Below are 23694 nucleotides of genomic sequence, written 5' to 3'. Positions count from 1 at the left end.
TGACTCGCCCGCCGGGGCGAACTCCCGGCCCCAGCCTCAACCCAACACCAACGCCCAGACAAGCGAACGAGACCCCAACCCTCCCCCAGAGTGGAATGGAGCAAGCCAGGGCCCTCGCCCCCGCGCTCTCCCAGCGGGAGAAGGAGCAAGCCCATGGGGCACGGGCCGAAGTGACGAGTCCGGGAAAGGCTGCCCAATGCCCGTGACGGCCGCCGCCACCCCCAACAAGACCCCCCGCTTCTGGGAGGGCTGGTTCAGCCGCGCCAAGAGCGGCATGGACGCCTTGCCCATGCACCTGCCGGTGCGCCTGGGCAGCGCCGGCATGACGCAGACCAAGGCCGCGCCGGTGCGCGTGCTGGGCTTCGACCAGGCGCTGGCCTGGGTCACGGTTGCGCTGCTGGCGTGGGGGCTGGTGATGGTCTACTCGGCCTCCATCGCGCTGCCCGACAACCCGCGCTTCGCGCGCTCCGGCTACGGCCCGAGCTACTTCCTCACGCGGCATATCGCCTCGATCGTGATCGCCTTCGTGGCGGCGCTGCTGGCCTTCCAGGTGCCGATGCGCACCTGGGAGCGCGGCGCGCCGTGGCTCTTCGTCGCCTCGCTGCTGCTGCTGATCGCGGTGTTGATCCCGCACATCGGCATCAGCGTGAACGGTGCGCGCCGCTGGCTGCCGATGGGCTTCATGCGCTTCCAGCCTTCCGAACTGGCCAAGCTCGCGATGATCCTCTACGCCGCCAGCTACATGGTGCGCAAGATGGAGATCAAGGAGCGCTTCTTCCGTGCCGTGCTGCCCATGGGCGTGGCGGTGGTGGTGGTCGGCATGCTGGTGATGGCCGAGCCCGACATGGGCGCCTTCATGGTGATCGCGGTGATCGCGATGGGCATCCTGTTCCTGGGTGGCGTCAACGCGCGCATGTTCTTCCTGATCGCGGCGCTGGTGGTGGTGGCCTTCGGCACGATCGTGGCCTCCAGTCCATGGCGGCGCGAGCGCATCTTTGCCTACCTCGACCCGTGGAGCGAGGAGCACGCGCTCGGCAAGGGCTACCAGCTCTCGCATTCCCTGATCGCCATCGGCCGCGGCGAGATCTTCGGCGTCGGCCTGGGCGGCAGCGTCGAGAAGCTGCACTGGCTGCCCGAGGCGCACACCGACTTCCTGATGGCGGTGATCGGCGAGGAGTTCGGCCTGGTCGGGGTGCTGCTGGCGATCGGCCTGTTCCTCTGGCTCACCCGCCGCATCATGCACATCGGCCGCCAGGCCATCGCGCTCGACCGCGTCTTCGCGGGTCTCGTGGCCCAGGGCGTGGGCATCTGGATCGGCTTCCAGGCTTTCATCAACATGGGCGTGAACCTGGGGGCGCTGCCGACCAAGGGGCTGACGCTCCCATTCATGAGCTTCGGCGGTTCGGCGATCCTGATGAACGTGGTGGCGATGGCGTTAGTGCTGCGCATCGACTATGAGAACCGGGTTCTCATGCGCGGAGGCCGAGTATGAGCCGCACGGCCGCTCCGAAGGCGAATAGCACCGCAGCCGAAGGCGGAGGTACTTTCGTGAGCCGCACGGCACTCGTCATGGCCGGCGGCACCGGCGGTCACATCTTTCCGGGCCTCGCGGTGGCCGAGGCCCTGCGCGAGCGCGGCTGGCGCGTGCATTGGCTGGGCGCGCCGGGGAGCATGGAAGAAGGGCTGGTGCCGCCGCGTGGCTTCGCCTTCGAGCCCGTGCAGTTCGGCGGCGTGCGCGGCAAGGGACCCATCACCCTGGCCCTGCTGCCCATGCGGCTGCTTCGCGCCTTCTGGCAAAGCCTGGCCGTGGTGCGGCGCGTGCGGCCCGACGTCGTGTTGGGCCTGGGCGGCTACATCACCTTCCCGGGCGGCATGATGAGCGTGCTGCTCAACAAGCCGCTGGTGCTGCACGAGCAGAACTCGGTGGCCGGGCTCGCCAACAAGATCCTGGCCGGCGTGGCCGACCGCGTGTTCACCGCCTTCCCGAACGTGATGAAGAAGGCGCAATGGATCGGCAACCCGCTGCGCGCGGCCTTCCTCTCGCAGCCGGATCCTGTCACGCGCTTTGCGGGCCGCAGCGGCCCGCTCAGGCTGCTGGTGGTAGGCGGCAGCCTGGGCGCGAAGGCGCTCAACGCCGTGGTGCCGCAGGCGCTGGCCCGCATCGCGCCGGAACAGCGTCCGACGGTTACGCACCAGAGCGGCGCCAGGCAGATCGACGAGCTGCGCGCCAACTACGCCGCCGCCGGCGTCCAGGGCGAGCTCACCCCCTTCATCGAAGACACCGCGCGCGCCTATGCCGATGCCGACCTGATCGTCGCACGCGCCGGTGCGAGCACCGTCACCGAGATCGCGGCCGTCGGCGCGGCTGCGCTGTTCGTGCCTTTCCCTTCCGCCGTGGACGACCACCAGACCACCAACGCCCGCTTCCTGGTCGACGCCGGCGGGGGCTGGCTCGTCCAGCAAACCGAATTGACTCCCGAATTGCTGGCCGATTTGCTACAGAAGACCGGGCGCCCCGCGCTCATGGAACGCGCCGTGAAGGCCAGGACGATGCAGAAGACCGAGGCCGTCGAAGTGATGGTGCGCGCTTGCGAGGAGCTGGCGAAATGAAGCCCACCCGCGTTGCTTGCTCACATCGTGTAGCCGCCTCCCCCCTCAAGGGGGCGACACCAGCGGCCCGGCAAAGCCGGTTCCGCGGTGTCCCCCGAACGGGCTTCGCTTTGCTCGCCGCGAAGTCTGATGCTCCGGCGAATGGAGGCCGAGTATGAAACATGCCATCAGGCACATCCATTTCGTCGGCGTGGGCGGCTCCGGCATGAGCGGCATCGCCGAGGTGCTCTTCAACCTGGGCTACAGGATCACGGGTTCGGACCTGGCGGACAGCGCCACGCTCAAGCGCCTCGGCGGCCTGGGCATCGGTACCTTCGTGGGCCACGCCGCGGCGAACATCGCGGGCGCCGACGCGGTCGTCACCTCCACCGCCGTGCATGCCGACAACCCCGAGGTGATGGCGGCACGCGAGAAGCGCATTCCGGTGGTGCCGCGCGCCCTGATGCTCGCGGAGCTGATGCGGCTCAAGCAGGGCATCGCCATCGCCGGCACGCACGGCAAGACCACCACCACCAGCCTGGTGGCCAGCGTGCTCGCCGCTGCAGGGCTGGATCCCACCTTCGTGATCGGCGGCCGGCTCAACAGCGCCGGCGCCAATGCGCAGCTGGGCAGCGGCGACTACATCGTGGTGGAGGCCGACGAGTCGGACGCCTCCTTCCTCAACCTGCTGCCCATCATGGCGGTGGTGACGAACATCGACGCCGACCACATGGAGACCTACGGGCACGACTTCGCCAAGCTCAAGAAGGCCTTTGTCGACTTCCTGCACCGCATGCCCTTCTACGGCGTGGCGATCCTGTGCACCGACGACCCGGCGGTGCGCGAGATCGTGACCGAGGTCTCCTGCCCCGTCACCAGCTACGGCTTCGGCGAGGACGCGCAGGTGCGGGCGGTCAACGTGCGCGCGGTCGGCCAGCAGATGCACTTCACCGCGCAGCGGCGCAACGGTGTCACGCTGCCCGACCTGGACATCGTGCTCAACCTGCCCGGCGAGCACAACGTGCGCAACGCGCTGGCGGTGATCGCGGTGGCGGTCGAGCTCAGCGTCCCCGACGAGGCGGTGCAGCGCGGCCTGGCCGATTTCAAGGGCGTGGGCCGGCGCTTCCAGCGCTATGGCGATGTCAAGCTGCGCGGCGCCCAGGGCCTGGGCAGCTTCACGCTGATCGACGACTACGGCCATCACCCGGTCGAGATGTCGGCCACCATCGCCGCCGCGCGCGGCGCCTTCCCGGGCCGGCGCCTGGTGCTGGCCTTCCAGCCGCACCGCTACACCCGCACGCGCGACTGCTTCGAGGACTTCGTCAAGGTCATCGGCGGCGCGGATGCGGTTCTGCTGGGCGAGGTCTATGCCGCCGGCGAGCCGCCCATCGTGGCGGCCGACGGACGCTCGCTGGCGCGCGCCCTGCGCGTGGCGGGCAAGGTCGAGCCGGTGTTCGTCGACGACATCGCGGCCATGCCGCAGGCCATCCTGGACAACGCACGCGACGGCGACGTCGTCATCTGCATGGGCGCGGGCTCCATCGGCGCCGTGCCGGGCAGGGTGGTCGAGCAGGGCGGCGCGGCGTCGTCTTCCATTACATCCGAGCGCACGTCCGGACACATCGTGCGCGAAGGGAGGTCCCTGTGAATCCGCAAGACTTCGGCAAGGTCGCGGTGCTGTTCGGCGGCACCTCGGCGGAGCGCGAGATTTCCATCATGTCGGGCACCGGTGTGCTCGAGGCGCTGCGCTCGCGCGGCGTCGATGCGCATGCCTTCGACCCGGCCGAGCGCGAACTGGTCGAGCTCAAGCACGAAGGCTTCGCGCGCTGCTTCGTGGTGCTGCACGGCCGCCACGGCGAGGACGGCACCGTGCAAGGCGCGCTGGAGCTGCTGGGCATTCCCTACACCGGCTCCGGCGTCATGGCCTCGGCCGTGGCCATGGACAAGGTCATGACCAAGCGCATCTGGCAGGCCGACGGGCTGCCCACGCCGCGCTACGCGCGCCTGGCCTTCGACCAGCAGAGCCGCGAGCAGGTCATGGCGGTCCCCGACGTGCTGGGCCTGCCGCTGATCGTGAAGCCGCCGCGCGAGGGCTCCTCCATCGGCGTGACCAAGGTCGAGGGCTACTCGCAGATGCAGGACGCCGTCGCCCTGGCCGTGCGCTACGACAGCGACGTCCTGTGCGAGGAATTCATCGAGGGCGAGGAAGTCACCTGCGCCGTGCTGGGCAGCGGCCTGCACGCACAGGCGCTGCCGGTGGTGCGCATCGCCGCGCCCGAGGGCGCCTACGACTACCAGAACAAGTACTTCACCGACGACGTGAAGTACCACTGCCCGAGCGGCCTGCCGGCGGCCGAGGAGCAGGAGATCCGGCGCATCTCGCTGGCGGCCTACCACCAGCTCGGCTGCCGCGGCTGGGGCCGCGCCGACCTGATGATCCGCGCCAGCGACCGCAAGCCCTTCCTGCTGGAGATGAATACCTCGCCCGGCATGACCAGCCATTCGCTGGTTCCGATGTCGGCACGCGCAGCGGGGATCTCCTATGAGGATCTGTGCTTGCGCGTGCTGGCTTGCGCCACGCTCGATTCGAAGGCGGAGGTCTGATGGCCCACAGCATCCCCGTGCCCTTCGACGTCAAGCTCATGAACGTGACCGCGACCCTGGTGTACGCGTTGTTCGCGCTCGTGCTGCTGGCGGCGGGTGCGTGGTGGGTGCTGCGCCAGCCCTTCTTCCCGCTCGCCGGCATCAAGGTCGACGGCGAGGTCACGCACAACAACGCGGTCACGCTGCGCGCCAACGTCACGCCGCACCTGGCGGGCAACTTCTTCACCGTGGACCTGGCGAAGGCCCGCGCCGCCTTCGAGACCGTGCCCTGGGTGCGAAAGGCCGTGGTGCGGCGCGAGTTCCCCAACAAGCTGCGCGCGACGCTGACCGAGCATGTGCCGGTGGCGCACTGGGGCAACGAGGCGGATTCGCGCCTGATCAACGGCTTCGGCGAGGTCTTCGATGCCAATGTCGCCGAGGTCGACGACCGGCTGCCGCGCCTCGATGGCCCGCCCGAGCAGGCCAGCCAGGTGCTTGGCATGTACCGCGTGCTGCAGCCGCTCTTCGTGCCCTACGAGCTGGCGATCGACCAACTGACGCTGTCTCGCCGCGGCAGCTGGAGCGTGCTGCTGGACAGCGGCGCGGTGCTCGAGCTCGGCCGCGGCCGCGGCGAGGAAGTGGCCGCGCGCACGCAGCGTTTCCTGACCACGGTCGCGCCGGTCGCCCGGCAGTACGGGCGCACCCTCACCTCGGTCGAGGGTGCCGACCTGCGGCACAACGAAGGCTACGCGCTGCGGTTGCGCGGCGTCACTACGGTCACGACAGAGCCGCCACCCCCCAGGAAGAAATAGAGAGCAGAGGAATTCATGTCCAAGGAATACAAAGACCTGGTTGTCGGACTCGACATCGGCACCGCCAAGGTGATGGCGGTGGTGGCCGAGGTGCTGCCTACCGGCGAGCTCAAGCTGGCGGGGCTGGGCATCGCGCCCAGCAACGGGCTCAAGCGCGGCGTGGTGGTGAACATCGATGCCACGGTGCAGAGCATCCAGCAGGCGCTGAAGGAAGCGGAGCTGATGGCCGACTGCAAGATCAGCCGGGTCTACACCGGCATCACCGGCAGCCACATCCGCGGCATCAATTCGAGCGGCATGGTGGCGGTCAAGGACAAGGAAGTCACGCAGGCCGACGTGGCGCGCGTGGTGGAGACGGCGCGCGCGATCAACATCTCCAGCGACCAGCGCCTGCTGCTGGTCGAGCCGCAGGAGTTCGTGATCGACGGCCAGGATGTGAAGGAGCCGATCGGCATGAGCGGCATGCGCCTCGAAGCCAAGGTGCACATCGTCACCGGCGCGCAGAGCGCGGCCGAGAACATCATCAAGTGCGTGCGCCGCTGCGGGCTGGAGGTCGACCAGCTGATGCTGAACCCGCTGGCCTCCAGCCAGGCGGTGCTGACGGAAGACGAGCGCGAGCTGGGCGTGGTGCTGGTGGACATCGGCGCCGGCACCACCGACGTGGCCATCTTCACCAACGGCGCGATCCGCCACACCGCGGTGATCCCGATCGCCGGCGACCTCATCACCAGCGACATCGCGATGGCGCTGCGCACCCCCACCAAGGACGCCGAGGACATCAAGGTCGAGAACGGCTATGCCAAGCAGCTGCTGGCCGATCCCGAGACGCAGGTCGAGGTGCCCGGGCTCGGCGACCGCGGGCCGCGGATGCTCAGCAAGCAGGCGCTGGCCGGCGTGATCGAGCCGCGCGTGGAAGAGATCTTCTCGCTGGTGCAGCAGGTGGTGCGCGAGTCGGGCTACGAGGAGGTGCTGTCCTCCGGCGTGGTGCTCACCGGCGGCAGCGCGGTGATGCCCGGCATGGTCGAGCTCGGCGAAGACATCTTCCTGAAGCCGGTGCGGCGCGGGATCCCGAAGTATTCGAGCGCGCTTTCGGACATGGTCGCGCAGCCGCGTGCCGCGACCGTGATGGGCCTGCTCGAGGAGGCGCGTTTTGCACGGCTGCGCGGCTTCAAGGTTGCGCAGAAGAACGGCTCGGTCAAAACCGCGTTCGGCCGATTCAAGGACTTCATCGTGGGGAACTTCTGACGATGACCAGCACACCACCTTGGCTCGCCATGAGCCCCCTTCGACATTTCAACGAGCGATGGCGGCGCACCGGACCGCCCAAGGAGCGCAGACGGTGACCCTCAAAACAACCCATTCGTACAAACAAGGCAACTGCAATACCAAGGAGTCAGAAATGGCCATCGAAATGATCGAGATCGAAGAATTCAACCAAGGCACCCAGATCAAGGTGATCGGCGTGGGCGGCGGCGGCGGCAATGCGGTCGCTCACATGATCGAGCGCCGCGTGCAGGGCGTGGAATTCATCTGCGCAAACACCGACGCGCAGGCACTCCAGCGCAGCAACGCGCACAAGACCATCCAGCTCGGCACCAACGGGCTGGGCGCGGGCAGCAAGCCCGAGAAGGGCCGCGATGCGGCCGAAGCGGCGGTGGACGACATCCGCGGCGCCATCAACGGCGCGCACATGCTGTTCATCACGGCCGGCATGGGCGGCGGCACCGGCACCGGCGCGGCGCCGGTGATCGCGCGCGTGGCCAAGGAGATGGGCATCCTCACGGTGGGCGTGGTGACCAAGCCCTTCGACTGGGAAGGCGGCCGCCGCATGACCAATGCCGACAGCGGCCTCACCGAGCTGGAGGCGAACGTCGACTCGCTGATCGTGGTGCTCAACGAGAAGCTGCTCGACGTGCTGGGCGAGGACGTCACCCAGGACGAGGCCTTCGCGCACGCCAACGACGTGCTGAAGAACGCCGTCGGCGGCATCTCGGAGATCATCAACGAGTACGGCGGCGTGAACGTCGACTTCGAAGACGTGCGCACCGTGATGGGCGAGCCCGGCAAGGCCATGATGGGCACGGCCGCGGCCTCCGGCCCGGATCGCGCGCGCATCGCCGCCGAACAGGCGGTGGCCTGCCCGTTGCTCGAGGGTATCGACCTCTCGGGCGCCAAGGGCGTGCTGGTGCTGGTGACGGCGTCGAAGAACTCGCTGAAGCTGAGCGAATCGAAGCTGGCGATGACGACCATCCGCGCCTTCGCGGCGGAAGACGCGCACGTGATCTACGGCGCCGCCTACGACGAGAGCCTGGGCGACGAGATGCGCGTGACCGTGGTCGCCACCGGCCTGTCGCGCCAGGACGCACGCCGGCAGGCGCCGACGCTGGAGGTGATCCGCACCGGCACCGACAACATCCCGTTCGGCGTGCCGACGCTCGGAGGCACGATGCAGGGCCAGCCCGGCCAGCCCAACTACGACGGCATGGCCGTGCCCAGCGTGTGGCGCACCAACCGCACCATGGCCGCGGCCAAGGTGGATGCGCTTTCGACGGGGGGCATGGACGACATCGAGATCCCGGCCTTCCTGCGCCGCCAGGCCGATTGATGGCGCGCAAAGCTACTGCGCGGCCCGATCTTGCGACTGCGGTGCTCGCCGTACCCAAGTACGGCTCCGCTCCTCCTCGCAACCTCGGGCCGCTCGCTACGCTTTTCGCGCCATCAATCCAGGGTGCCTGAAGATGGAAGCTATTGCAGCCATTGCGAGGCGCACGGCGCGCCGGATGCCTCGCGCTCCTAAAATCGCTGCCGTGCTCCAGCAACGAACCCTGAAATCCATCACCCGCGCCGTTGGCGTGGGGCTGCACAGCGGCCAGCGGGTCGAGCTCACGCTCAGGCCGGCGCCGATCGATGCCGGCATCGTGTTCCGCCGCGTGGACCTGCCCGAGCCGGTCGAGATCCCGATGCGGGCCGAGGCCGTGACCGATACGCGCCTGGCCTCCACCGTGTCCACCAACGGCGCCAAGGTGCAGACGGTGGAGCACCTGATGTCGGCCTGCGCGGGCCTGGGCATCGACAACCTGCTGATCGACATCACGGCCGACGAGGTGCCGATCCTCGACGGTTCCGCCTCGTCCTTCGTGTTCCTGCTGCAGAGCGCGGGCATCGAGCTGCAGAACGCGCCGCGCCGCTTCATACGCGTCACCCGGCCTGTCGAGGTGCGGGAGGGCGAGGGGCACGACCTCAAGTGGGCGCGGCTCGTGCCCTACCACGGCTTCAAGCTGAGCTTCGAGATCGACTTCGACCACCGCGTGGTCAACGCCAGCGGCCAGCGCTTCGAATTCGACCTGGGCTCGGGCTCCTACAGCCGCGATATTGCGCGCGCGCGCACCTTCGGCTTCACCAAGGAGGTCGAGTACATGCGCTCCAAGGGCCTGGCGCTGGGTGGCGGGCTCGACAACGCGATCGTGATGGACGACACCAAGGTGCTCAATGCCGGCGGGTTGCGCTACGACGACGAGTTCGTCAAGCACAAGATCCTCGACGCCATGGGCGACCTGTACGTCATCGGCCGCCCGCTGCTCGCGGCCTACAGCGCCTTCCGCTCGGGCCATGCGCTCAACAACAAGCTGCTGCGCGAGCTGCTGGCCCAGCCGGACGCCTACGAGATCGTCAGCTTCGACGACCAGCGGCAGGCGCCGGCCGGCTTCGCCGAAGTCGCTCGGGCCTGGTAGCCGCCGGAACACCGATGCTGCTGTTCCGCTGGGCCATCCTGCTGCTCCTGCTGGTGGCCGGCGTTTCCTTCGCTTTCTATGCCGGCACCGGCCAACCCAAGTACAAGCGCTTCGGCTGGGTCGTGCTCAAGTGGACGCTGCTGGCGGCCCTGGGCTTCTTCGCCGTGCTGATCGCGGAGCGCGTGGTCTAGCGGAAGGCCCCGCGTCCCCACCACGAGGGGCCGCCCGGGGCGTCTCAAGGCCTGCCCGGGAAGGTCAGCCTGTACAGCCCCACATCGACCCGCCCCGCACGGAAGCCGGCCTCGCAATAGCAGAGGTAGTACTCCCAGAGCCTGCGAAACGACAGGTCGAAGCCCAGCTTCTCGATGGCAGGCCAGGAGCGCAGGAAGCGTTCCCGCCATTGCACCAGCGTGGCCGCGTAGCTTTCGCCGAAGGAAAGAGCCTTTTCCATCACCATGCCGGCACGCTGGGCGTGCGCGTGCAGCGCGGATTCCGACGGCAGCATCCCGCCGGGAAAGATGAAACGCTGGATGAAGTCCGCCGCTTCGCGGTAGCGATCGAAGTGGGCGTCCGCGATGGTGATCACCTGCAGCACGGCGACGCCATCGGGCTTCAGGCGGCGGCGAAGGGTGTCGAAGTACAGCGGCCAGTAGTCCTCGCCGACGGCTTCGAGCATCTCGATGGACACGATGCGGTCGTACTGTCCGCCGATGTCGCGGTAGTCCTGCAGGCGAAGGTCCAGCCGCGTCGCCAGGCCCTCGTCGACGGCGCGCCGCCGCGCGTGCGCCAATTGCTCGACGGAAAGCGTCAGGCCGGTCACTCGCGCACGATGGCGTCTTGCCATCGCCACTGCGAGCGCGCCCCAGCCGCAGCCGATCTCCAGCACCGAGGTTTCGGGTTCGAGCGCGAGCAGATCCAGGATGCGGTCGAGCTTGGCCGCCTGCGCCACCTCGAGCGACTCGTCGCCGCGCGCGTAGAGGGCGCTCGAATAGATCAGCTCCTCGTCGAGCCAGTGCGCATAGAAGTCGTTGCCGAGGTCGTAGTGGAAGGCGATGTTGTCGCGGCTGCCGCGACGCGTGTTGCGCCGTGCGAGGTGACGCAGCCGGTGCAGCCAGCGTGCCGGCAGGGCGGCGTCGAGCGAACCGGCCCAGCTGGGTTCGTTGCGCAGGCCCGCTGCCAGCAGCGCGACCAGATCGGGGCTCGACCAGTCGCCGTCGCGATAGGAACAGGCCAGGCCGATGTCGCCCTGCAGCAGCAGACGCAGCAGCGGGCGCCAGCGGTGCAGCACTACCGAGGCGTGCGGGCCTGGGGCCGCGCCGCGGCCCTCGAGGCGTTCGCCGTCCGGCAGCTCGATTGCGAGCGTGCCGTATTGCAGGCCGCGCAGCAGGCGCGCCACCAGCTGGCGCAATGGGCGCGTGGCCAGGGCCGACAGCGGCGCGATGGAGGGCTTGGCCGGCGCCATCGCGTCGAGCAGGCCCGAAGGGTCTTGCGGCGTGGGGGATGAAGTGCTCATGAATGCTTGTTGTCGACGATGGTCACCGCCCGTTCGGGAGCCCCCGGACGCCGATACAGCCGAAGTCCTTTGGCCCAGAGGCGCAGGGCCTCCCAGTGGATGGCCGTGATCACCTTCAGGGTGAGCAGCGGGCAGGCGATGAAGGCGCGCAGCAGCTGCCGGTCGTCGAGCGCGCGCCGCCGTGCATCGAAGCAGGCCGTGAGCACCGGACCCTCGCCGTCGCTGGCCGTGACGGCGATGCGCAGCCGTTCGTCGTCCGCACGCGGCGCCGCGATGCCGAAGCGGTAGTGCATGTCCAGTTCGAGGAAGGGCGAGACGTGGAAGCGCTTCGCGCACTGCTGCGTGAGCCCGCCCTCCTGGCGTTGCGCGTCGTCCACCGCGATGAGATAGCTGTGGCGCTCGCCGAAGGTGTTGTTGACCTCGTAGAGGATGGCCTGGAGGCCGCCATCAGGGTGGTGGCAGAAGTAGACGCTCAAGGGATTGAAGACGTAGCCCAGGATGCGTGGCATGGCCAGCAGGCGGATGGCGCCGCCGGTGGCGAATCCTGCGGCGTGGAGCTGATGTTCGACGTAGGGGCGCAGGCCCTGGTCGCCGCCCGCGCCATGGTCGCGCTGGTGCAGGCTGAAGAGATTGAAGCGGTCGAGCGAGAAGAACCGCAGGCGGCTTGCCAGCTGGGGCAACTCGTCGAGGTCGAGCAGCAGGGAGAACATGCGGTAGCGCAGGCGATGCGCCACCGGCCGCAACCGCCGGTGCACCACGCTGCCGCTGTAGAGGGCCGAGTGTTCGCTCATGAAGTACGGGCCAGCGTCGCATGCAGGTGGATGCGGCCGGACTCGTCGGCAACCGTCCAGGGCCGGCGCACGCCGCCCAGCGCCTCGGCGACGGCGAGTCCGGCCTGCAGCCCGTCTTCGTGGAAGCCGGAGCCGAAGTAGGAGCCGCAGAACCAGACGCCACGCCGGCCTTGCAGCGTCCAGAGCTCGCGCTGGGCCCGGATGGCGGCGGCGTTGAAGAGGGGATGCTCGTAGATCTCGCTGTGGAGCACCTGTCCCGGCTCGTCCTTCGGATTCAACGTGAGGAACAGCGCAGCGGTGCCGGGCAGTTGCTGCAGGCGATTCATCCAGTAGCTCACGCGAGGCGCCTCCTCGACGCCTCGCGCGCCGGTGTAGTTCCAGCTCGACCACAGGCCCCGTCGACGGGGCATCACGCTGGCGTCGCCATGGAGCACGGCGTGGTTGCGGGTGTATCCGAAGGCACCGAGCAGCCTGCGCTCTTCGGCGTCTGCGTCGGCCAGCAGGCGCAGCGCCTGGTCGGCATGGGTCGCGATCACGACGTGGTCGAAACGCTCGGGTGTCGGCCGGTCCGCCGTCTGCACGAGCACGCCGCCCGCGCCGCCCTGCACCCGGACCACTGCGCTGCCCAGACGCAGGCGCTGCCCCAGCCCGTTCGTCAAGCGCTCGACATAGCGTCGGCTGCCGCCGCGCACCGTGCGCCATGCGGGGCGCTGGCCGAGCGCCAGCAGCTGGTGGTTCTCGCAGAAGCGCACGAAGGCCTCGGTCGGATATTCGCCGATGCGGGCCGGCGAGGTGGACCAGATGGCGGCAGCCATCGGGTAGAGATGGTCCTCGCGAAAGGCGCGCCCGTAGCCGTGCAGGTCGAGGTAGGCGTCCAGCGGCATGAGGCCGAAGGACCCCGCATCCGCCGGCGCCCGGCGGTAGAAGCGCACGACGTCGCGCAGCATCGACCAGAAGCGCGGGCTGACCAGGTTGCGGCGCTGTGCGAAGAGCGCGCGCAGGTCCGTGCCGGCGTACTCGAGGGCGCCGCCGTCCAGGCTCACCGCGAACGACATGTCGGTGGGATCGGTCGCCACGCCGAGGTGCGCGAAAAGCGCGCTCAGGTTCGGGTAGGCCGCCTCGTTGTAGACGATGAAGCCGGTATCGACCCCGACGGCGCCGGCCGAGCCGGGAATCTCGACCGTGTTGCTGTGGCCGCCGGGCCGGCCATCGGCCTCGAACACCGTCACCTGGTGCCGCTGCCCCAGCAGCCACGCGGCCGACAAGCCGGAGATGCCGCTGCCGATGACGGCGACGTCGAGCACGGGGCGCGTCGGACCCACGGGCCGTGGCGGATGTTGTTCGATGCCGTTCGCGAGGCGCATGGCTTGGCCTGTAGGGTAAAGGGGACGGTTCAGGGGCTGGGCGTTGTACGTGCCCACGAGGCTTTTGGATCTCGTAATCGCAAAACGGTGTGATCTAATGCCGCGCGCAACGCGTAAGAGCCGCATGCGCATCGCCCCACAATCAGAGATCGCCGCTTCCGGACCCGCCGGACTGCGAGCACCCTGGCTGTCGATCGTGACCAAGGAAGAGCGGCGAGGATCCGTGCCGACCCCCGAGGAACTCAATGCACTGTTCAGAGCGGTGGCGCTTGCCGGCGACCGGCAGGCTTTCGCCGCCCTGTTCAAGCACTTCGCACCGCGCGTCAAGGCATACCTGATGCTGTGCGGCACCGCCGAGGCCGTGGCCGAGGAGTTGACGCAGGAAACGATGGTCACCCTGTGGCGCAAGGCGGGCCTGTTCGACCCTGACCGAGCGGGGCTGTCCACCTGGGTCTTCACCATCGCCCGCAACCTGCGGGTGGACCACCTGAGGCGCCCTGGCAACCGTACGGTCGCGGACGAGGAAGACCAGGCGAGCCAGATCCCCGATCCGCTGCCTTCGCTGGACGAGCAGGTGAGCGCCAGGCAGCGCGAGTCGCGCGTTCGCCTGGCGATGTCCCGCCTTTCGCAAGACCAGGCGCACATCCTGCGGTTGTCATTCTTCGAGGAGCGTCCCCATGCCCGGATCGCGGAGGAGCTCGGACTTCCGTTGGGCACGGTCAAGTCGCGCGTTCGCCTCGCGGTGAGCCACCTGCGCCGGATGCTGGAGGGGCTCGAACCATGATCCGCCACCATCCGCCCGACGATCTGCTGCTGTCGATGGCGGCCGGCACCTTGTCCGCAGGTCCCGCGCTGGTCGTGGCCAGTCACCTCGAGACTTGTGCCGATTGCCGCGACCGGTTGCGCTTGCTGGAGACTGCCGGCGGCGTGATGCTGGAGGCGCTGGAGCCCGAGATGCTCTCCTCCCAGGCGCTGGCGAGGACCCTGGCCGCCATCGATGCCCCGCCGCGTCGTGCGCGCGCGCCCGCCGTTGCGCCGCGCACGCGGCCACCGCTGCCGCCCGGCATGGCCTGGCCGCGCGCGCTGGAAGCCTGCAGCGCGACGTCGTGGCGCTGGCTGGGCCCGGGCATGCGCTGGAGCCGGCTGGTGCTGCCCGCCGATCCGCAGGCCAAGCTGTTCCTGCTGCGCATCGGCGCGGGCATGAGCCTGGCCCCTCACACGCACAGCGATTGCGAACTCACGCAAGTGCTGCATGGCGCTTTTCATGACGGGCGCGACCTGTTCGGTGCGGGAGACTTCGATGCCGCCGACGACACCGTCCACCACCAGCCCATGGTGCAGGACGGTGGCGACTGCATTTGCCTGGCCTCGGTCGAGGGCCGCATGCGCTTCGACAGCCCGCTGGCGCGAACGTTGGCCGCGCTGATCGGCATGTAGGCGCCACCGCGCTGGCTCAGCGGGCCGGCCCGCCGAAAGCCAGCACCATGCGGCAGCCCGCCGCCGCAGCAGCAGCCGTGACGAAGGCGCCCCAGGCGAGGTCGATCAGGGTCAGTCGCCAAGGCCAGTCCCTGAGCGTGGCCTGGTTGGTGAGGTCGTAGGTCGCATAGGCGAACAAGCCGAGGAGGGCGCCCCGGCCGAGGGCCGACGTCCACGACCGGCTCTCCAGAGCCGGGGCCACCGCGAAGATCACGATGCCCGCCACATACAGCGTGTAGAAGATCAAGGCCGCCTTCAGGTCGACATCGGGCCGCATGAGGTGCCCGATCGCAGGCCGATACACGCGGCTGGCCATCGTGGCCAGCCAAGCGGCGTCGATCGCCAGGAACACGAGGCCCGAAGTGGCATAGGCGATGAGGAACTGGCGGATGGACATGGAGGCTCCTGGAGACCGAGGGCCGACGCGGCCCACGGCTCTCTACGCTCGGAAGGCGTCCGCAGATCACGCCGGGCGCCGACTTGGCTGCATACGGATCTCATGAACGCCTCCGGCGAGGCGGTGCCGGCACGAAGGCGCTGGTGCGGGCCATGTACTCGCGGTAAGCGGGCCGGCGTTCGCCGATGTCCTTTTCGAGGAGGCGCACGCCCGAGACCTCGAGCAGCAGCCCTGTCATGAGCAACGGCGAGATCGCGCTCCACAAGCCTTGGTATCCCGATGCGCCAAGGGCCATCGACCAGAGGCCCCACCAGACGCAGGCTTCACCGAAGTAGTTGGGATGGCGGGTGTAGCGCCACAGCCCCCGGTCCATGACTTTGCCGCGGTGTGCAGGATCGGCCTTGAAGCGCGCGAGCTGCGCGTCGCCGATCGCCTCGAACGCAATGCCGAACGCGGCCAGGGAGGCGCCCGCGGCGTCCAGCCACCCGAGAGGGCGCGTCGAGCCCGCTGCGGCCAGGAAGGGGGCCGAGACGATCCAGGCCAGCAGGGCCTGCAGTCCGAAGACCAGGTACAGGCTCTTCCAGCGGAAGCCCGGCTCGTTGCGCTGCCGCATGTCGCGATAGCGCCGGTCCTCGCCATGCCCCCAGTTCCGCCAGCTGATGTAGATGCCGAGCCGCAGCGCCCATGCGAGCCCGAGGGCCGCCATGAGCCAGGTGCGCGGGCCTGCGCCGGGCTGCAGCCCGAGGTAGAGCAGCGCCGGGCCTGCGATCAGGAAGGGCCAGGCACGGTCGGCCAGGCTCGCATCGCCGCGCACGAGGCTGGCGAGCCACGTGAGGAGGGCCAGGCCCATTGCGAGCGCCAGCCCCGCAAGTGCGGGCAGCAGCAGCGCAGCAGTCATCGCTTCCCCCAGCGCCATGCGCGCTTCTTGAAAAAATTGTGGAATGCGGGCCCGCGGCCGCATGCAAGGGTATACGTCGCGGCGGGCGGTCTGGATTGCTTGCGAAAAGCACCTCGAGGGGCGGCCGGCGCGTTCAGCGCGTGCGGCCTGCGCGGTACGCGCTGAGGGTACCGCGCGTCAGCACCGCGGCCTGGCCGAGCCGCGCCATCGAGCTGCCCACGTGCGCGTGGGTGATCGCGATGCCCAGCGCGTCGGCTGCGTCGCTTCCCGGCACGCCGGGAAGTTGAAGCAGGCGCCGCACCATTTCCTGCACCTGCGGCTTGGCGGCGCGGCCGTGGCCGGCGACGGCCTGCTTCATCTGCAAGGCGGTGTACTCGGCCACGGGCAAGGCGTTCGTCACCAGCGCAGTGATGCAGGCCCCGCGCGCCTGGCCGAGCAGCAGGGTGGATTGCGGATTGACGTTGACGAACACGATCTCCACCGCCGCCGCATCGGGCCGGTAGGTCGCCACGATCTCGCCGATGCCGTCGTACAGCACCTTGAGCCGCGCCGGCAGCTCGCCCTTGAGCACGCTGCGGGTGCTGATGGTGCCGCTGGCGACGTAGCGCAGCACGTGGCCGTCCATGTCCACCACGCCGAAGCCGGTGGTCTGCAGGCCGGGGTCGATGCCGAGGATACGCATGCTTCAGGCGTCGAAGTACCAGCGTACCGAGTGAAAGAACACCGGTGCCGCGAAGCACAGCGCATCGACGCGGTCCAGCAGGCCGTTGGCGCCGGTCACGCCCATGCCGCGCCCGCCCCAGCTGGGGATGCCGCGGTCGCGCTTGAGCGCCTTCATGACCAGGTGACCCATGGAGCCGGCCACGCAGGCGAGCAGGGACACGGCCAGCGCCTGGCCGAAGCGGAAGGGCGTGATGAAGGAGAACATCGCGCCGACCAGGCTCGCGATCGCCATGCCGATGGCCCAGCCGCGCCAGTTGAAACTGCTGCTGACATGCGGCGCGGCCGGCGCGTCCCTGAAAAGCCAGTCGCCGGTGCGCTTCAGCAAGCCTCGAGGGGCCTCCTCGCCGTCCGCGCTGCCGGGCAGGCTGGTGCGCCGCGCGATCAGGTGCTGCACCAGCACGCAGGTCTGCACCACGAAGACCAGGAAGAACACCAGGAAGGCGCTCTTGCCCTCGTACCCCGGGAAGGAGAGCAGCAGCAGCGCCGGCACATGGCTCATGCCGTAGACGCAGACCATGATGCCCCACTGCAGCTTGGCGTTGCGCTCCAGGAAGTGGTTCGGATCGTCGGCCAGCGCGCTCACCACCGGGATGGCGAGGAAGGCGTAGACCGGGATGAACACGGTGAACAGGTCGAAGCGCGCCTTCGCGACCAGCCAGAACTGGATCGGCAGCACCACGAAGAAGGCGAGGATCAGGCTGCGGTGGTCGCCGCGCCGTGTCGGCGACAGCGTGATGAACTCGCGCAGTGCAAGGAACGAGATCAATGCGAACAGCGCCGTGGCCACCGTTTCGCCCAGGGCCCAGCCGATCCAGAAGATCACCGCCATGAACCAGGTGGTGCCCAGCAGGCGGCGGAAGTGCGCCAGCTCGCGCTGCCACCGCTCGTCGTGCTGGGGGTTGCGGCGTTCGCGGAAGGTCAGCAGGAAGGCCACGATGCTCACCGCCACGAGCAGGCCGAAGACGATGAAGAACAGGGCCGCGACCTGGTGGGTGGGCGAGAGCTGGCGGAGGTATTCGTTCATTCGGTCGGCAGGCCCTACACGTACCGCAATGCGATCACGGCTTCGCGCGCGCGGTCCAGGAAGGGGCGGCGCTCCTCGCTTTCCTCGAGGCGGATCGGCTCGCCGAAGGTGACCGAGCAGAGGATCGGCACCGGCACCACCTCGCCCTTGGGCATCACGCGCTGCACGTTGTCGATCCAGGCCGGGACCAGCACCGCTTCGGGGAACATCTGCGCCAGCGTGTAGAGGCCGGACTTGAACTTCTGCGGCTCGCCGGTGTGGCCCCGCGTGCCCTCGGGAAAGATGATGATCGAGTCGCCGCTCTGAAGCGCGTCGATCAGCGGCTGCAGCGGCACCAGCGCCTCGGCACTGCCGGGCTGCGGCGCAGGCGCGGGGTCGGCCGGCGCCGATGCAAGCGGCAACTCTTCCTGCATCATTTCGACCGGCTCGGAAGCGATCGGCGTCGCCTCTTCGAAGAAGGGCTCGATGCGCTCGCGAGGCGCCGCGACAGGTGCGGGCGCAGCCACGGGTGCGCTGCCGCCGCGCTCCACGTAGATGGCGTTGAACACCTCGGTGGTGATCCAGCGCTTGAAGGGCGTCGTGGCCCAGTAGTCGCGCGCCGCGATAGGCCGGGTGATGCTGCGCAGTTCCTCGGGCAGCGCCGCCCAGATCATCACCAGGTCGAGATGGCTTTGGTGATTGGCGAAGTAGATGCGCTGCTCGGCCTTGGGCGGACAGCCCCACCAGCGCGCCTGGGCGCCGGTGAGGAGCCGGATCAGGCCCAGCAGCACCCACCCCGTGAACTTTGCAAGCATGGCGGCGATGATACGGGCGGCGCATGCATGTTTTTCTCCTGCGGCGGCCAAAGAGGGCTCGCGAATCCGCTATGATTCGCACCCTTCGAATGCGGGAATAGCTCAGTTGGTAGAGCGCAACCTTGCCAAGGTTGAGGTCGAGAGTTCGAGACTCTTTTCCCGCTCCAAGTTTTGATCTACAGACTTCTACTGACGTCTGTAAGTCATTGAAATAAGGGGCTTCGGCCCCTTTTTTCATTCCAGCGAGTGCCACGGAAATCCACCCACAGCCAGCGTTTTTGAGGCGCCAAATGAGGCACAGGAATGCGGGTGGGTTGGCGATCGGATAGTTGCTGGGGCTGAGTGGGGACCATGACGAGGATAGGACCTAAGTCATAACTTAGGAGCCTCGAAATGGCACTCTCTGATCTGACCGTTCGGCAGGCAAGAACCACCGGAAAACGCTACACCCTCTCCGACAACGACTGCTTGGGCCTGATGGTCTCTGCCGCAGGCGGCAAGTCGTGGCAATTCCGCTACTACTGGCTGGGCAAGCAAAAGCGCTTGTCCCTGGGCAGCTATCCTGCCCTCAGTCTGCGCGAGGCCCGCGCCGAGCGGGACAAGGCCCAGGCTTTGCTCGCCAGGGGGATCGATCCCCAGGTCGAGCGTGACCAGCGGCGGCACGCGACCAGGTTGGCGGGTGAATACACCTTCAAGAACGTCTTCGATGCCTGGGTCGAGCATCGGCGCAAGGAACTCAAGGAAGGCCGCCAGAGCACGCTTTCGCAGATCCTGCGCATCTTCAACAAGGACGTGCTGCCCACCCTGGGGAAGATGTCGATCTACGACATTCGCCGCCCCCAACTCCTGGGCGTGCTGGCGGCGATCGAGAAACGCAAGGCCTTCACCACCGCGGAAAAGGTCCGCACCTGGTTCAACCAGATGTTCCGCTATGCCCTGGTCATCGCCGAGGGGATGGAAGTCAACCCGGCCGCCGACCTAGATGTGGTGGCCGAACCCAAGCCCCCGGTGGCCCACAACCCCTACCTGCATCTGCCCGAACTGCCCGAATTCCTTCAGAAGCTCCGGCTCTACAACCCCCGCGGCTGGCAGCCCCAGCTTGGTGTCCGGCTGCTGTTCCTGACCGGAGTGCGCACGGGCGAGTTGCGGCTGGCGGAACCTGAACAGTTCGACCTCGACCGGGGCTTGTGGATCATTCCGCCGCAGGTCGTCAAGCAGCTCCAGGACGAAATGCGCAAGGCTGGCAAGCGGCCGCAGGACGTGCCGCCCTACATCGTGCCTCTGTCCCTGCAGGCCATCGAGATCGTGCGCTATCTCCTGGGCGTGATGCGGCCGGCGCAGAAGTACCTGCTGTCGCATCGCAGCGAACTCAAGAAGCGCATCAGCGAGAACACCCTCAACAAGGCCGTACAGCTCATGGGGTATGAGGGGCGCCTGACCGGCCACGGCATCCGCGGCACCATCTCGACGGCGCTCAACGAGATCGGCTATCCCAAGATTTGGGTGGACGCGCAGCTTTCGCACTCCGACCCCAACAAGGTCAGTTCGGCCTACAACCACGCCAAGTACGTGGAGCCACGCCGCCGGATGATGCAAGACTGGGCCGATCGCCTCGACTTGCTCGAACAGGGCCAGGTGGAAGCCGCGAGCGCGCACCTGACCATTCGTATCGACGGGGTGCCGGCGATGGCGGACGTGGAGGAAGCGGTAGGTGCGGTGGACGCGGTCCCCACGGTGGCCGAGTCTGCTGCCCTCGGCGTCCCGCCTGTGGTGGCCACGCCCGTTGTCGTGACCCCGAATAGCGGCGGGATCACGTTCCAGCGGCTGTCGCAGGTGCCGACTCCGGCGCATGCCCCGGAGCCGGAAGTCTCCGCAATCCAGCGCGAGCGCGAAGAAATGCTGGCCATGTACGAGTCACCGAACAATCTGCCGGTCCCGCTGTTCGGCAAGCTGGCCGGGAAGTCCAAGGACCAGATCAACCGCGAGCTGAAAGCGGGCAAGCTGCTGTCCATCAGCTTGGGCAATCGGGGTCAGCGTGTTCCCGATTGGCAACTGGTGCCCCTCAAGCACAAGCTGGCCCAGGTGCTCATGAACCAGTGCCCGCACGCGGATTCGTGGGGCCTGTACCGCATGCTGACCCAGCCGCATCCGGACTTGGGGGATCGCGCGGCCATTGATGCGGTCACGCCGACCAACGTGCCCGCGATCATCCGGGTCATCATGGGCGACTACCAGCGCCATACGGATGTGCCCGAAGCTGTTGCCCCGCGGCCCATCCCCGAGGATGTGCGGCAGAGCGTTCGTCGGCTGGTGAATAGCGCAGTGGTGTTTGAAGGGGCCTAACCCCGCACTTCAACCTACGGCCGGAAGATGACCTCGACCATTGGGGTGCCCGTCACGCGGCGCCAACCCCGGCAACTTGCAGCGCCCTGCGCGCGAACCGCTCTGAAACGGAGTCGGCTCGCGCGCGGGGCCGTTGCAGGTACGTCACGATGTCGTAGGGGCCATCGGTGAGGGCTCGCATTCTAATCCCCCATCCATGAGCATGCTTGATGCGCGATTGTGCGGATACCCCGACGCCGTAGCCGGCGGCAATCCATAGCGCCATCATCTCGAAGGAAGTCACTTGCCGAATGTTCTCCTGGCCCACCGGCATGAGGGAGGCCAGCCTCTCATCCAGCAGGGGGCAAATCTCTGCTTTCCAGCGATAGACGGCGTAGTCTTGGAGACTCTCGATTGTGAGCTTCGCTTGGTCAAGTAAGCGGAACCGCGGCGGCATGGCGATGGCCATGTTCTCGGCCCACAAGCGCTGGGTTTTCAGGGACGGATCATCTTGACCCCGAAGAGATAGCCCCACGTCGTAACGATCTTCAAGAAGCCCTCTCACCAGCGCGTCACCTTCAACCTCAAAAAACTTGAGCCTGACGTTCGGGTCTTCCGCGTGTTGCAGCGCCAGTAGCGCAGAGAGGTGTGGCGAGGGTACGCCCGGAGCTATAGCAAGCCGGAGGCAGGTAGGCGGGCTGGTGGCGTCGTGCATGAGAGCCCCACAAAAGCGGCTACGCAGATCAAGGATAAGACAGCATGATAGCTAAGAGAGAACTTTAACGTCTATAAATTTAACGTGGTTAATTTCCGTGTGTTGATCGACGCTTCTGCTTATGCAGAAGCCCACTATTCAGCCAGGCCGTCCCCCTGGCACACCCACGTATGAATCCGAGCCGGCAGCCGCGTTCGGACAGGCCGTGCGCGCTGCTCGCGTCGATCAAGGAATCGCTCAGGACGAGTTCGCTGCTCTGGCAGGCATTGCGCGCTCACATATGGGCAAGATTGAACGCGGGGAGCACGTGCCTACGCTTCCCCTCATACTGAAAATCGCAAAGGCGCTCAGAATAAGTGCTGCAGACCTGATGGCTGCAACGGAGCGCAACATGGGCGCCGGCGACGGCTCTTGAAGGGGGGCTGTAGCGGGCTCTGTTAGCTACCCAGACTGTCACGCAGCCGAACGAGGTCTCGCAGGCGGACGATGAATCGCTCCAGCGAAGTCGGCACATCGCCGCCGCCGAGTCGAAGCAGATAGGTCGTGATTACTGCCGAATCCACCGCCAGGGGACGGGTCAGCACATCTGGTCGCTGACTGATTGCAACCCTGGTGGCTGTCGTGAAGCCGACACCAAAGCCCGCGCTGACCAAGGTAAGCATCATCTCCAGCGAGGATACGTGCTCGACCACGTTCGGCTCGCGCTTCAGAAGCCGCAGGAGTCGAGCCAGTTCACGGCAGTAGCCCTCACACACCTGCGGATCGCACAGTACAAGCGGGTGGCCACCGAGTTCGTGAAGTGGGACTTCCTTGTGGGCGAGCAACGCATGCCTGACTGGTACGGCGATCACCAGCGGGTCTTGCCAAATCGGTTCGGCAACAATGTCGTCACCGACCTCTGCCGTGTGCGCGAACCCGATCGTGAAATCGCCTGCTCTCAGGCCGCGCAACTGCTCGGCCAAAGGCACCTCGGACAAGCGGATCTCGATGTCTGGCTCTTCTGCGCGACAACTGGCAAGAAAATCCGACAGCCAGGGATCGATAGCGCCATCGGAAACTGCGATGCGCAAGCTGCCTCGCGAGCCCGCCGCGACGGCCTTGGCATTCTCTCGTGCCTGTTCCAGGACGGTGAACAGTCGGCGAGTGTCTTGCAGGAACGCGGTGCCTGCTGCGGTCAGCCGGGTTCCCCTGCGGTCGCGGTCGAAGAGCAAGACGCCCAACTCATCCTCCAGTTCCTTGATGGCCCGGGACAGGGGTGGCTGCTCGATATGCAGGCGCTCGGCAGCTCGGGTGAAATGCAGTTCTTCAGCAAGGGCGACAAAGCAGCGAAGGTGACGTAGCTCCATGAAGCGCCCCCCAATTCCCGTTTCACGGCCGTGGGTCTGCGACGGACAACGGCTTGCAATCGAGGGCGAGTTGGAGGGCGTCCTGGCTGCACAATTCCGGCAGGCCCAATAGCCCATGTATCTCGCTTTGCTTGAAAGTCTCCATCAGTTCCGAGAGCGCGGACTGCCAATGTGACCTCAGTTCCCGTATCGCGCTGTTTCCGCGTTCGGTCAGAATAATTTCGACAACTCTGCGGTCATGCGTGCGATCCGCGCGCTCTTGCGCTGCTCTCTGGATCATGCCCTTATCCTCAAGACGGTCTAACAGCCTTGTCACAGAGGCTGCATCGACTGCCAGACTGCGAGCCAAGGTGCTAGGCGTACATGCTGGAGTGACCGACAGATGGTGTAGCGCCATCACCTGCACAGCGGTCAAACCGAACGGAGCAGCCACGCGATTCAGCACTTGATTCCTTGCTGTGCAAAGCCGCGTGATGGCCGTAGAAAGCTCCATCACCCGAAGGGCGTCGTCTGATTTTTCCGTACTGGTTGACCCATTCGGCATCATGATCGGGAGCGCTTTTTGGGCGAATCCTCGCCGCAACCATAGGCACGCATGAATGTCACTACGGCTGCG

24 protein-coding genes and 1 tRNA gene are annotated in these 23694 nt (G+C 67.4%); 14 read left to right on the top strand and 11 right to left on the bottom strand.

Going from position 1 to position 23694, the window contains the following annotated elements; genetic code table 11:
• The first annotated feature begins 196 nt into the window (after positions 1-196).
• From ftsW to APY03_RS42715, 9 genes are all read left to right on the top strand, one after another.
• Positions 197-1492: a putative lipid II flippase FtsW gene (ftsW, locus tag APY03_RS25500; RefSeq protein ID WP_068681339.1), complete on the top strand. Its 1296-nt coding sequence runs from the start codon at positions 197-199 to the stop codon at positions 1490-1492.
• A 77-nt stretch (positions 1493-1569) separates the two neighbouring features.
• Complete coding sequence (murG, locus tag APY03_RS25495; RefSeq protein ID WP_068681344.1) at positions 1570-2610, top strand: undecaprenyldiphospho-muramoylpentapeptide beta-N-acetylglucosaminyltransferase; 1041 nt, start codon at positions 1570-1572, stop codon at positions 2608-2610.
• A gap of 154 nt (positions 2611-2764) precedes the next feature.
• On the top strand, positions 2765-4237 hold the full coding sequence (gene murC, locus APY03_RS25490) for a UDP-N-acetylmuramate--L-alanine ligase (RefSeq protein ID WP_068681337.1): 1473 nt from the start codon (positions 2765-2767) through the stop codon (positions 4235-4237).
• Positions 4234-5193 carry a D-alanine--D-alanine ligase gene (locus APY03_RS25485; protein ID WP_068681335.1) on the top strand — a complete coding sequence of 320 codons (960 nt, stop codon included), beginning with the start codon at positions 4234-4236 and terminating at the stop codon, positions 5191-5193. Before murC ends, APY03_RS25485 begins: the two co-directional genes overlap by 4 nt.
• Complete coding sequence (locus APY03_RS25480) at positions 5193-5984, top strand: cell division protein FtsQ/DivIB (RefSeq protein ID WP_068681333.1); 792 nt, start codon at positions 5193-5195, stop codon at positions 5982-5984. The genes APY03_RS25485 and APY03_RS25480 overlap by 1 nt, the downstream gene beginning before the upstream one ends.
• Before the next feature lie 15 nt (positions 5985-5999).
• Complete coding sequence (ftsA, locus tag APY03_RS25475) at positions 6000-7229, top strand: cell division protein FtsA (RefSeq protein WP_068681331.1); 1230 nt, start codon at positions 6000-6002, stop codon at positions 7227-7229.
• Positions 7230-7383: 154 nt separating this feature from the next.
• Entirely contained in the window at positions 7384-8589 is a 1206-nt protein-coding gene (gene ftsZ / locus APY03_RS25470) for a cell division protein FtsZ (protein WP_068681329.1), read from the top strand.
• A gap of 202 nt (positions 8590-8791) precedes the next feature.
• Positions 8792-9715 carry a UDP-3-O-acyl-N-acetylglucosamine deacetylase gene (gene lpxC, locus APY03_RS25465; RefSeq protein ID WP_068681327.1) on the top strand — a complete coding sequence of 308 codons (924 nt, stop codon included), beginning with the start codon at positions 8792-8794 and terminating at the stop codon, positions 9713-9715.
• A 14-nt stretch (positions 9716-9729) separates the two neighbouring features.
• Positions 9730-9906, top strand: a complete 177-nt coding sequence (locus APY03_RS42715) for a hypothetical protein (RefSeq protein WP_174262786.1) — start codon at positions 9730-9732, stop codon at positions 9904-9906.
• A gap of 44 nt (positions 9907-9950) precedes the next feature.
• On the opposite strand, the gene APY03_RS25460 is transcribed toward APY03_RS42715, so the two are convergent.
• The 3 genes from APY03_RS25460 to APY03_RS25450 are packed head-to-tail and all read right to left on the bottom strand — an operon-like array spanning position 9951 to position 13383.
• Positions 9951-11228: an SAM-dependent methyltransferase gene (locus APY03_RS25460; protein WP_083944558.1), complete on the bottom strand. Its 1278-nt coding sequence runs from the start codon at positions 11226-11228 to the stop codon at positions 9951-9953.
• Positions 11225-12019, bottom strand: a complete 795-nt coding sequence (locus tag APY03_RS25455) for a DUF1365 domain-containing protein (protein ID WP_068681325.1) — start codon at positions 12017-12019, stop codon at positions 11225-11227. The genes APY03_RS25460 and APY03_RS25455 overlap by 4 nt, the downstream gene beginning before the upstream one ends.
• Positions 12016-13383 (bottom strand): NAD(P)/FAD-dependent oxidoreductase, encoded by a 1368-nt coding sequence (locus APY03_RS25450; protein WP_068681323.1) that lies wholly within the window; start codon positions 13381-13383, stop codon positions 12016-12018. The genes APY03_RS25455 and APY03_RS25450 overlap by 4 nt, the downstream gene beginning before the upstream one ends.
• 124 nt (positions 13384-13507) lie before the next feature.
• Here APY03_RS25450 and APY03_RS25445 point away from each other — a divergent pair, with 124 nt between their 5' ends.
• Entirely contained in the window at positions 13508-14167 is a 660-nt protein-coding gene (locus APY03_RS25445; protein WP_068681321.1) for a sigma-70 family RNA polymerase sigma factor, read from the top strand.
• Positions 14164-14820 carry a ChrR family anti-sigma-E factor gene (locus APY03_RS25440; RefSeq protein WP_068681319.1) on the top strand — a complete coding sequence of 219 codons (657 nt, stop codon included), beginning with the start codon at positions 14164-14166 and terminating at the stop codon, positions 14818-14820. The genes APY03_RS25445 and APY03_RS25440 overlap by 4 nt, the downstream gene beginning before the upstream one ends.
• 16 nt (positions 14821-14836) lie before the next feature.
• On the opposite strand, the gene APY03_RS25435 is transcribed toward APY03_RS25440, so the two are convergent.
• The 5 genes from APY03_RS25435 to APY03_RS25415 all read right to left on the bottom strand — a co-directional run bounded on the left by APY03_RS25435 (position 14837) and on the right by APY03_RS25415 (position 18695).
• On the bottom strand, positions 14837-15256 hold the full coding sequence (locus APY03_RS25435) for a DUF2177 family protein (RefSeq protein WP_068681317.1): 420 nt from the start codon (positions 15254-15256) through the stop codon (positions 14837-14839).
• A gap of 100 nt (positions 15257-15356) precedes the next feature.
• Entirely contained in the window at positions 15357-16172 is an 816-nt protein-coding gene (locus APY03_RS25430) for a DUF1295 domain-containing protein (RefSeq protein ID WP_232081224.1), read from the bottom strand.
• Positions 16173-16287: 115 nt separating this feature from the next.
• Positions 16288-16836, bottom strand: coding sequence for a crossover junction endodeoxyribonuclease RuvC (gene ruvC, locus APY03_RS25425; RefSeq protein ID WP_068681315.1), 549 nt, complete (start codon positions 16834-16836; stop codon positions 16288-16290).
• Positions 16837-16839: 3 nt separating this feature from the next.
• Complete coding sequence (locus tag APY03_RS25420; RefSeq protein WP_068681312.1) at positions 16840-17901, bottom strand: phosphatidate cytidylyltransferase; 1062 nt, start codon at positions 17899-17901, stop codon at positions 16840-16842.
• Between the two features lie 14 nt (positions 17902-17915).
• Positions 17916-18695, bottom strand: a complete 780-nt coding sequence (locus APY03_RS25415; RefSeq protein ID WP_068681310.1) for a lysophospholipid acyltransferase family protein — start codon at positions 18693-18695, stop codon at positions 17916-17918.
• 91 nt (positions 18696-18786) lie between these two features.
• On the opposite strand from APY03_RS25415, the gene APY03_RS25410 reads away from it, so the two are divergent.
• A tRNA-Gly gene (locus APY03_RS25410) sits at positions 18787-18862 on the top strand.
• 226 nt (positions 18863-19088) lie between these two features.
• A complete protein-coding gene (locus APY03_RS25405) occupies positions 19089-21038 on the top strand; it encodes a tyrosine-type recombinase/integrase (protein WP_068681309.1) in 1950 nt (649 codons plus the stop codon).
• A gap of 52 nt (positions 21039-21090) precedes the next feature.
• Here APY03_RS25405 and APY03_RS25400 read toward each other — a convergent pair whose 3' ends face one another.
• Complete coding sequence (locus APY03_RS25400; RefSeq protein ID WP_068681307.1) at positions 21091-21732, bottom strand: substrate-binding domain-containing protein; 642 nt, start codon at positions 21730-21732, stop codon at positions 21091-21093.
• A 121-nt stretch (positions 21733-21853) separates the two neighbouring features.
• On the opposite strand from APY03_RS25400, the gene APY03_RS25395 reads away from it, so the two are divergent.
• On the top strand, positions 21854-22147 hold the full coding sequence (locus APY03_RS25395; protein ID WP_068681305.1) for a helix-turn-helix domain-containing protein: 294 nt from the start codon (positions 21854-21856) through the stop codon (positions 22145-22147).
• 22 nt (positions 22148-22169) lie between these two features.
• Here the strand turns inward: APY03_RS25395 and APY03_RS25390 are convergent, their stop codons facing one another.
• Together APY03_RS25390 and APY03_RS25385 are read right to left on the bottom strand one after the other, a co-directional pair.
• Complete coding sequence (locus APY03_RS25390; protein WP_068681303.1) at positions 22170-23078, bottom strand: LysR family transcriptional regulator; 909 nt, start codon at positions 23076-23078, stop codon at positions 22170-22172.
• A gap of 22 nt (positions 23079-23100) precedes the next feature.
• On the bottom strand, positions 23101-23694 hold a 594-nt coding region (locus APY03_RS25385; protein ID WP_232324399.1), incomplete at its 5' end, for a MarR family winged helix-turn-helix transcriptional regulator.

Source organism: Variovorax sp. WDL1 (genome assembly GCF_001541225.1).
In the GTDB taxonomy this organism is placed as follows: domain Bacteria; phylum Pseudomonadota; class Gammaproteobacteria; order Burkholderiales; family Burkholderiaceae_C; genus Variovorax.
This window is presented reverse-complemented; position numbering and strand designations above follow the sequence as displayed.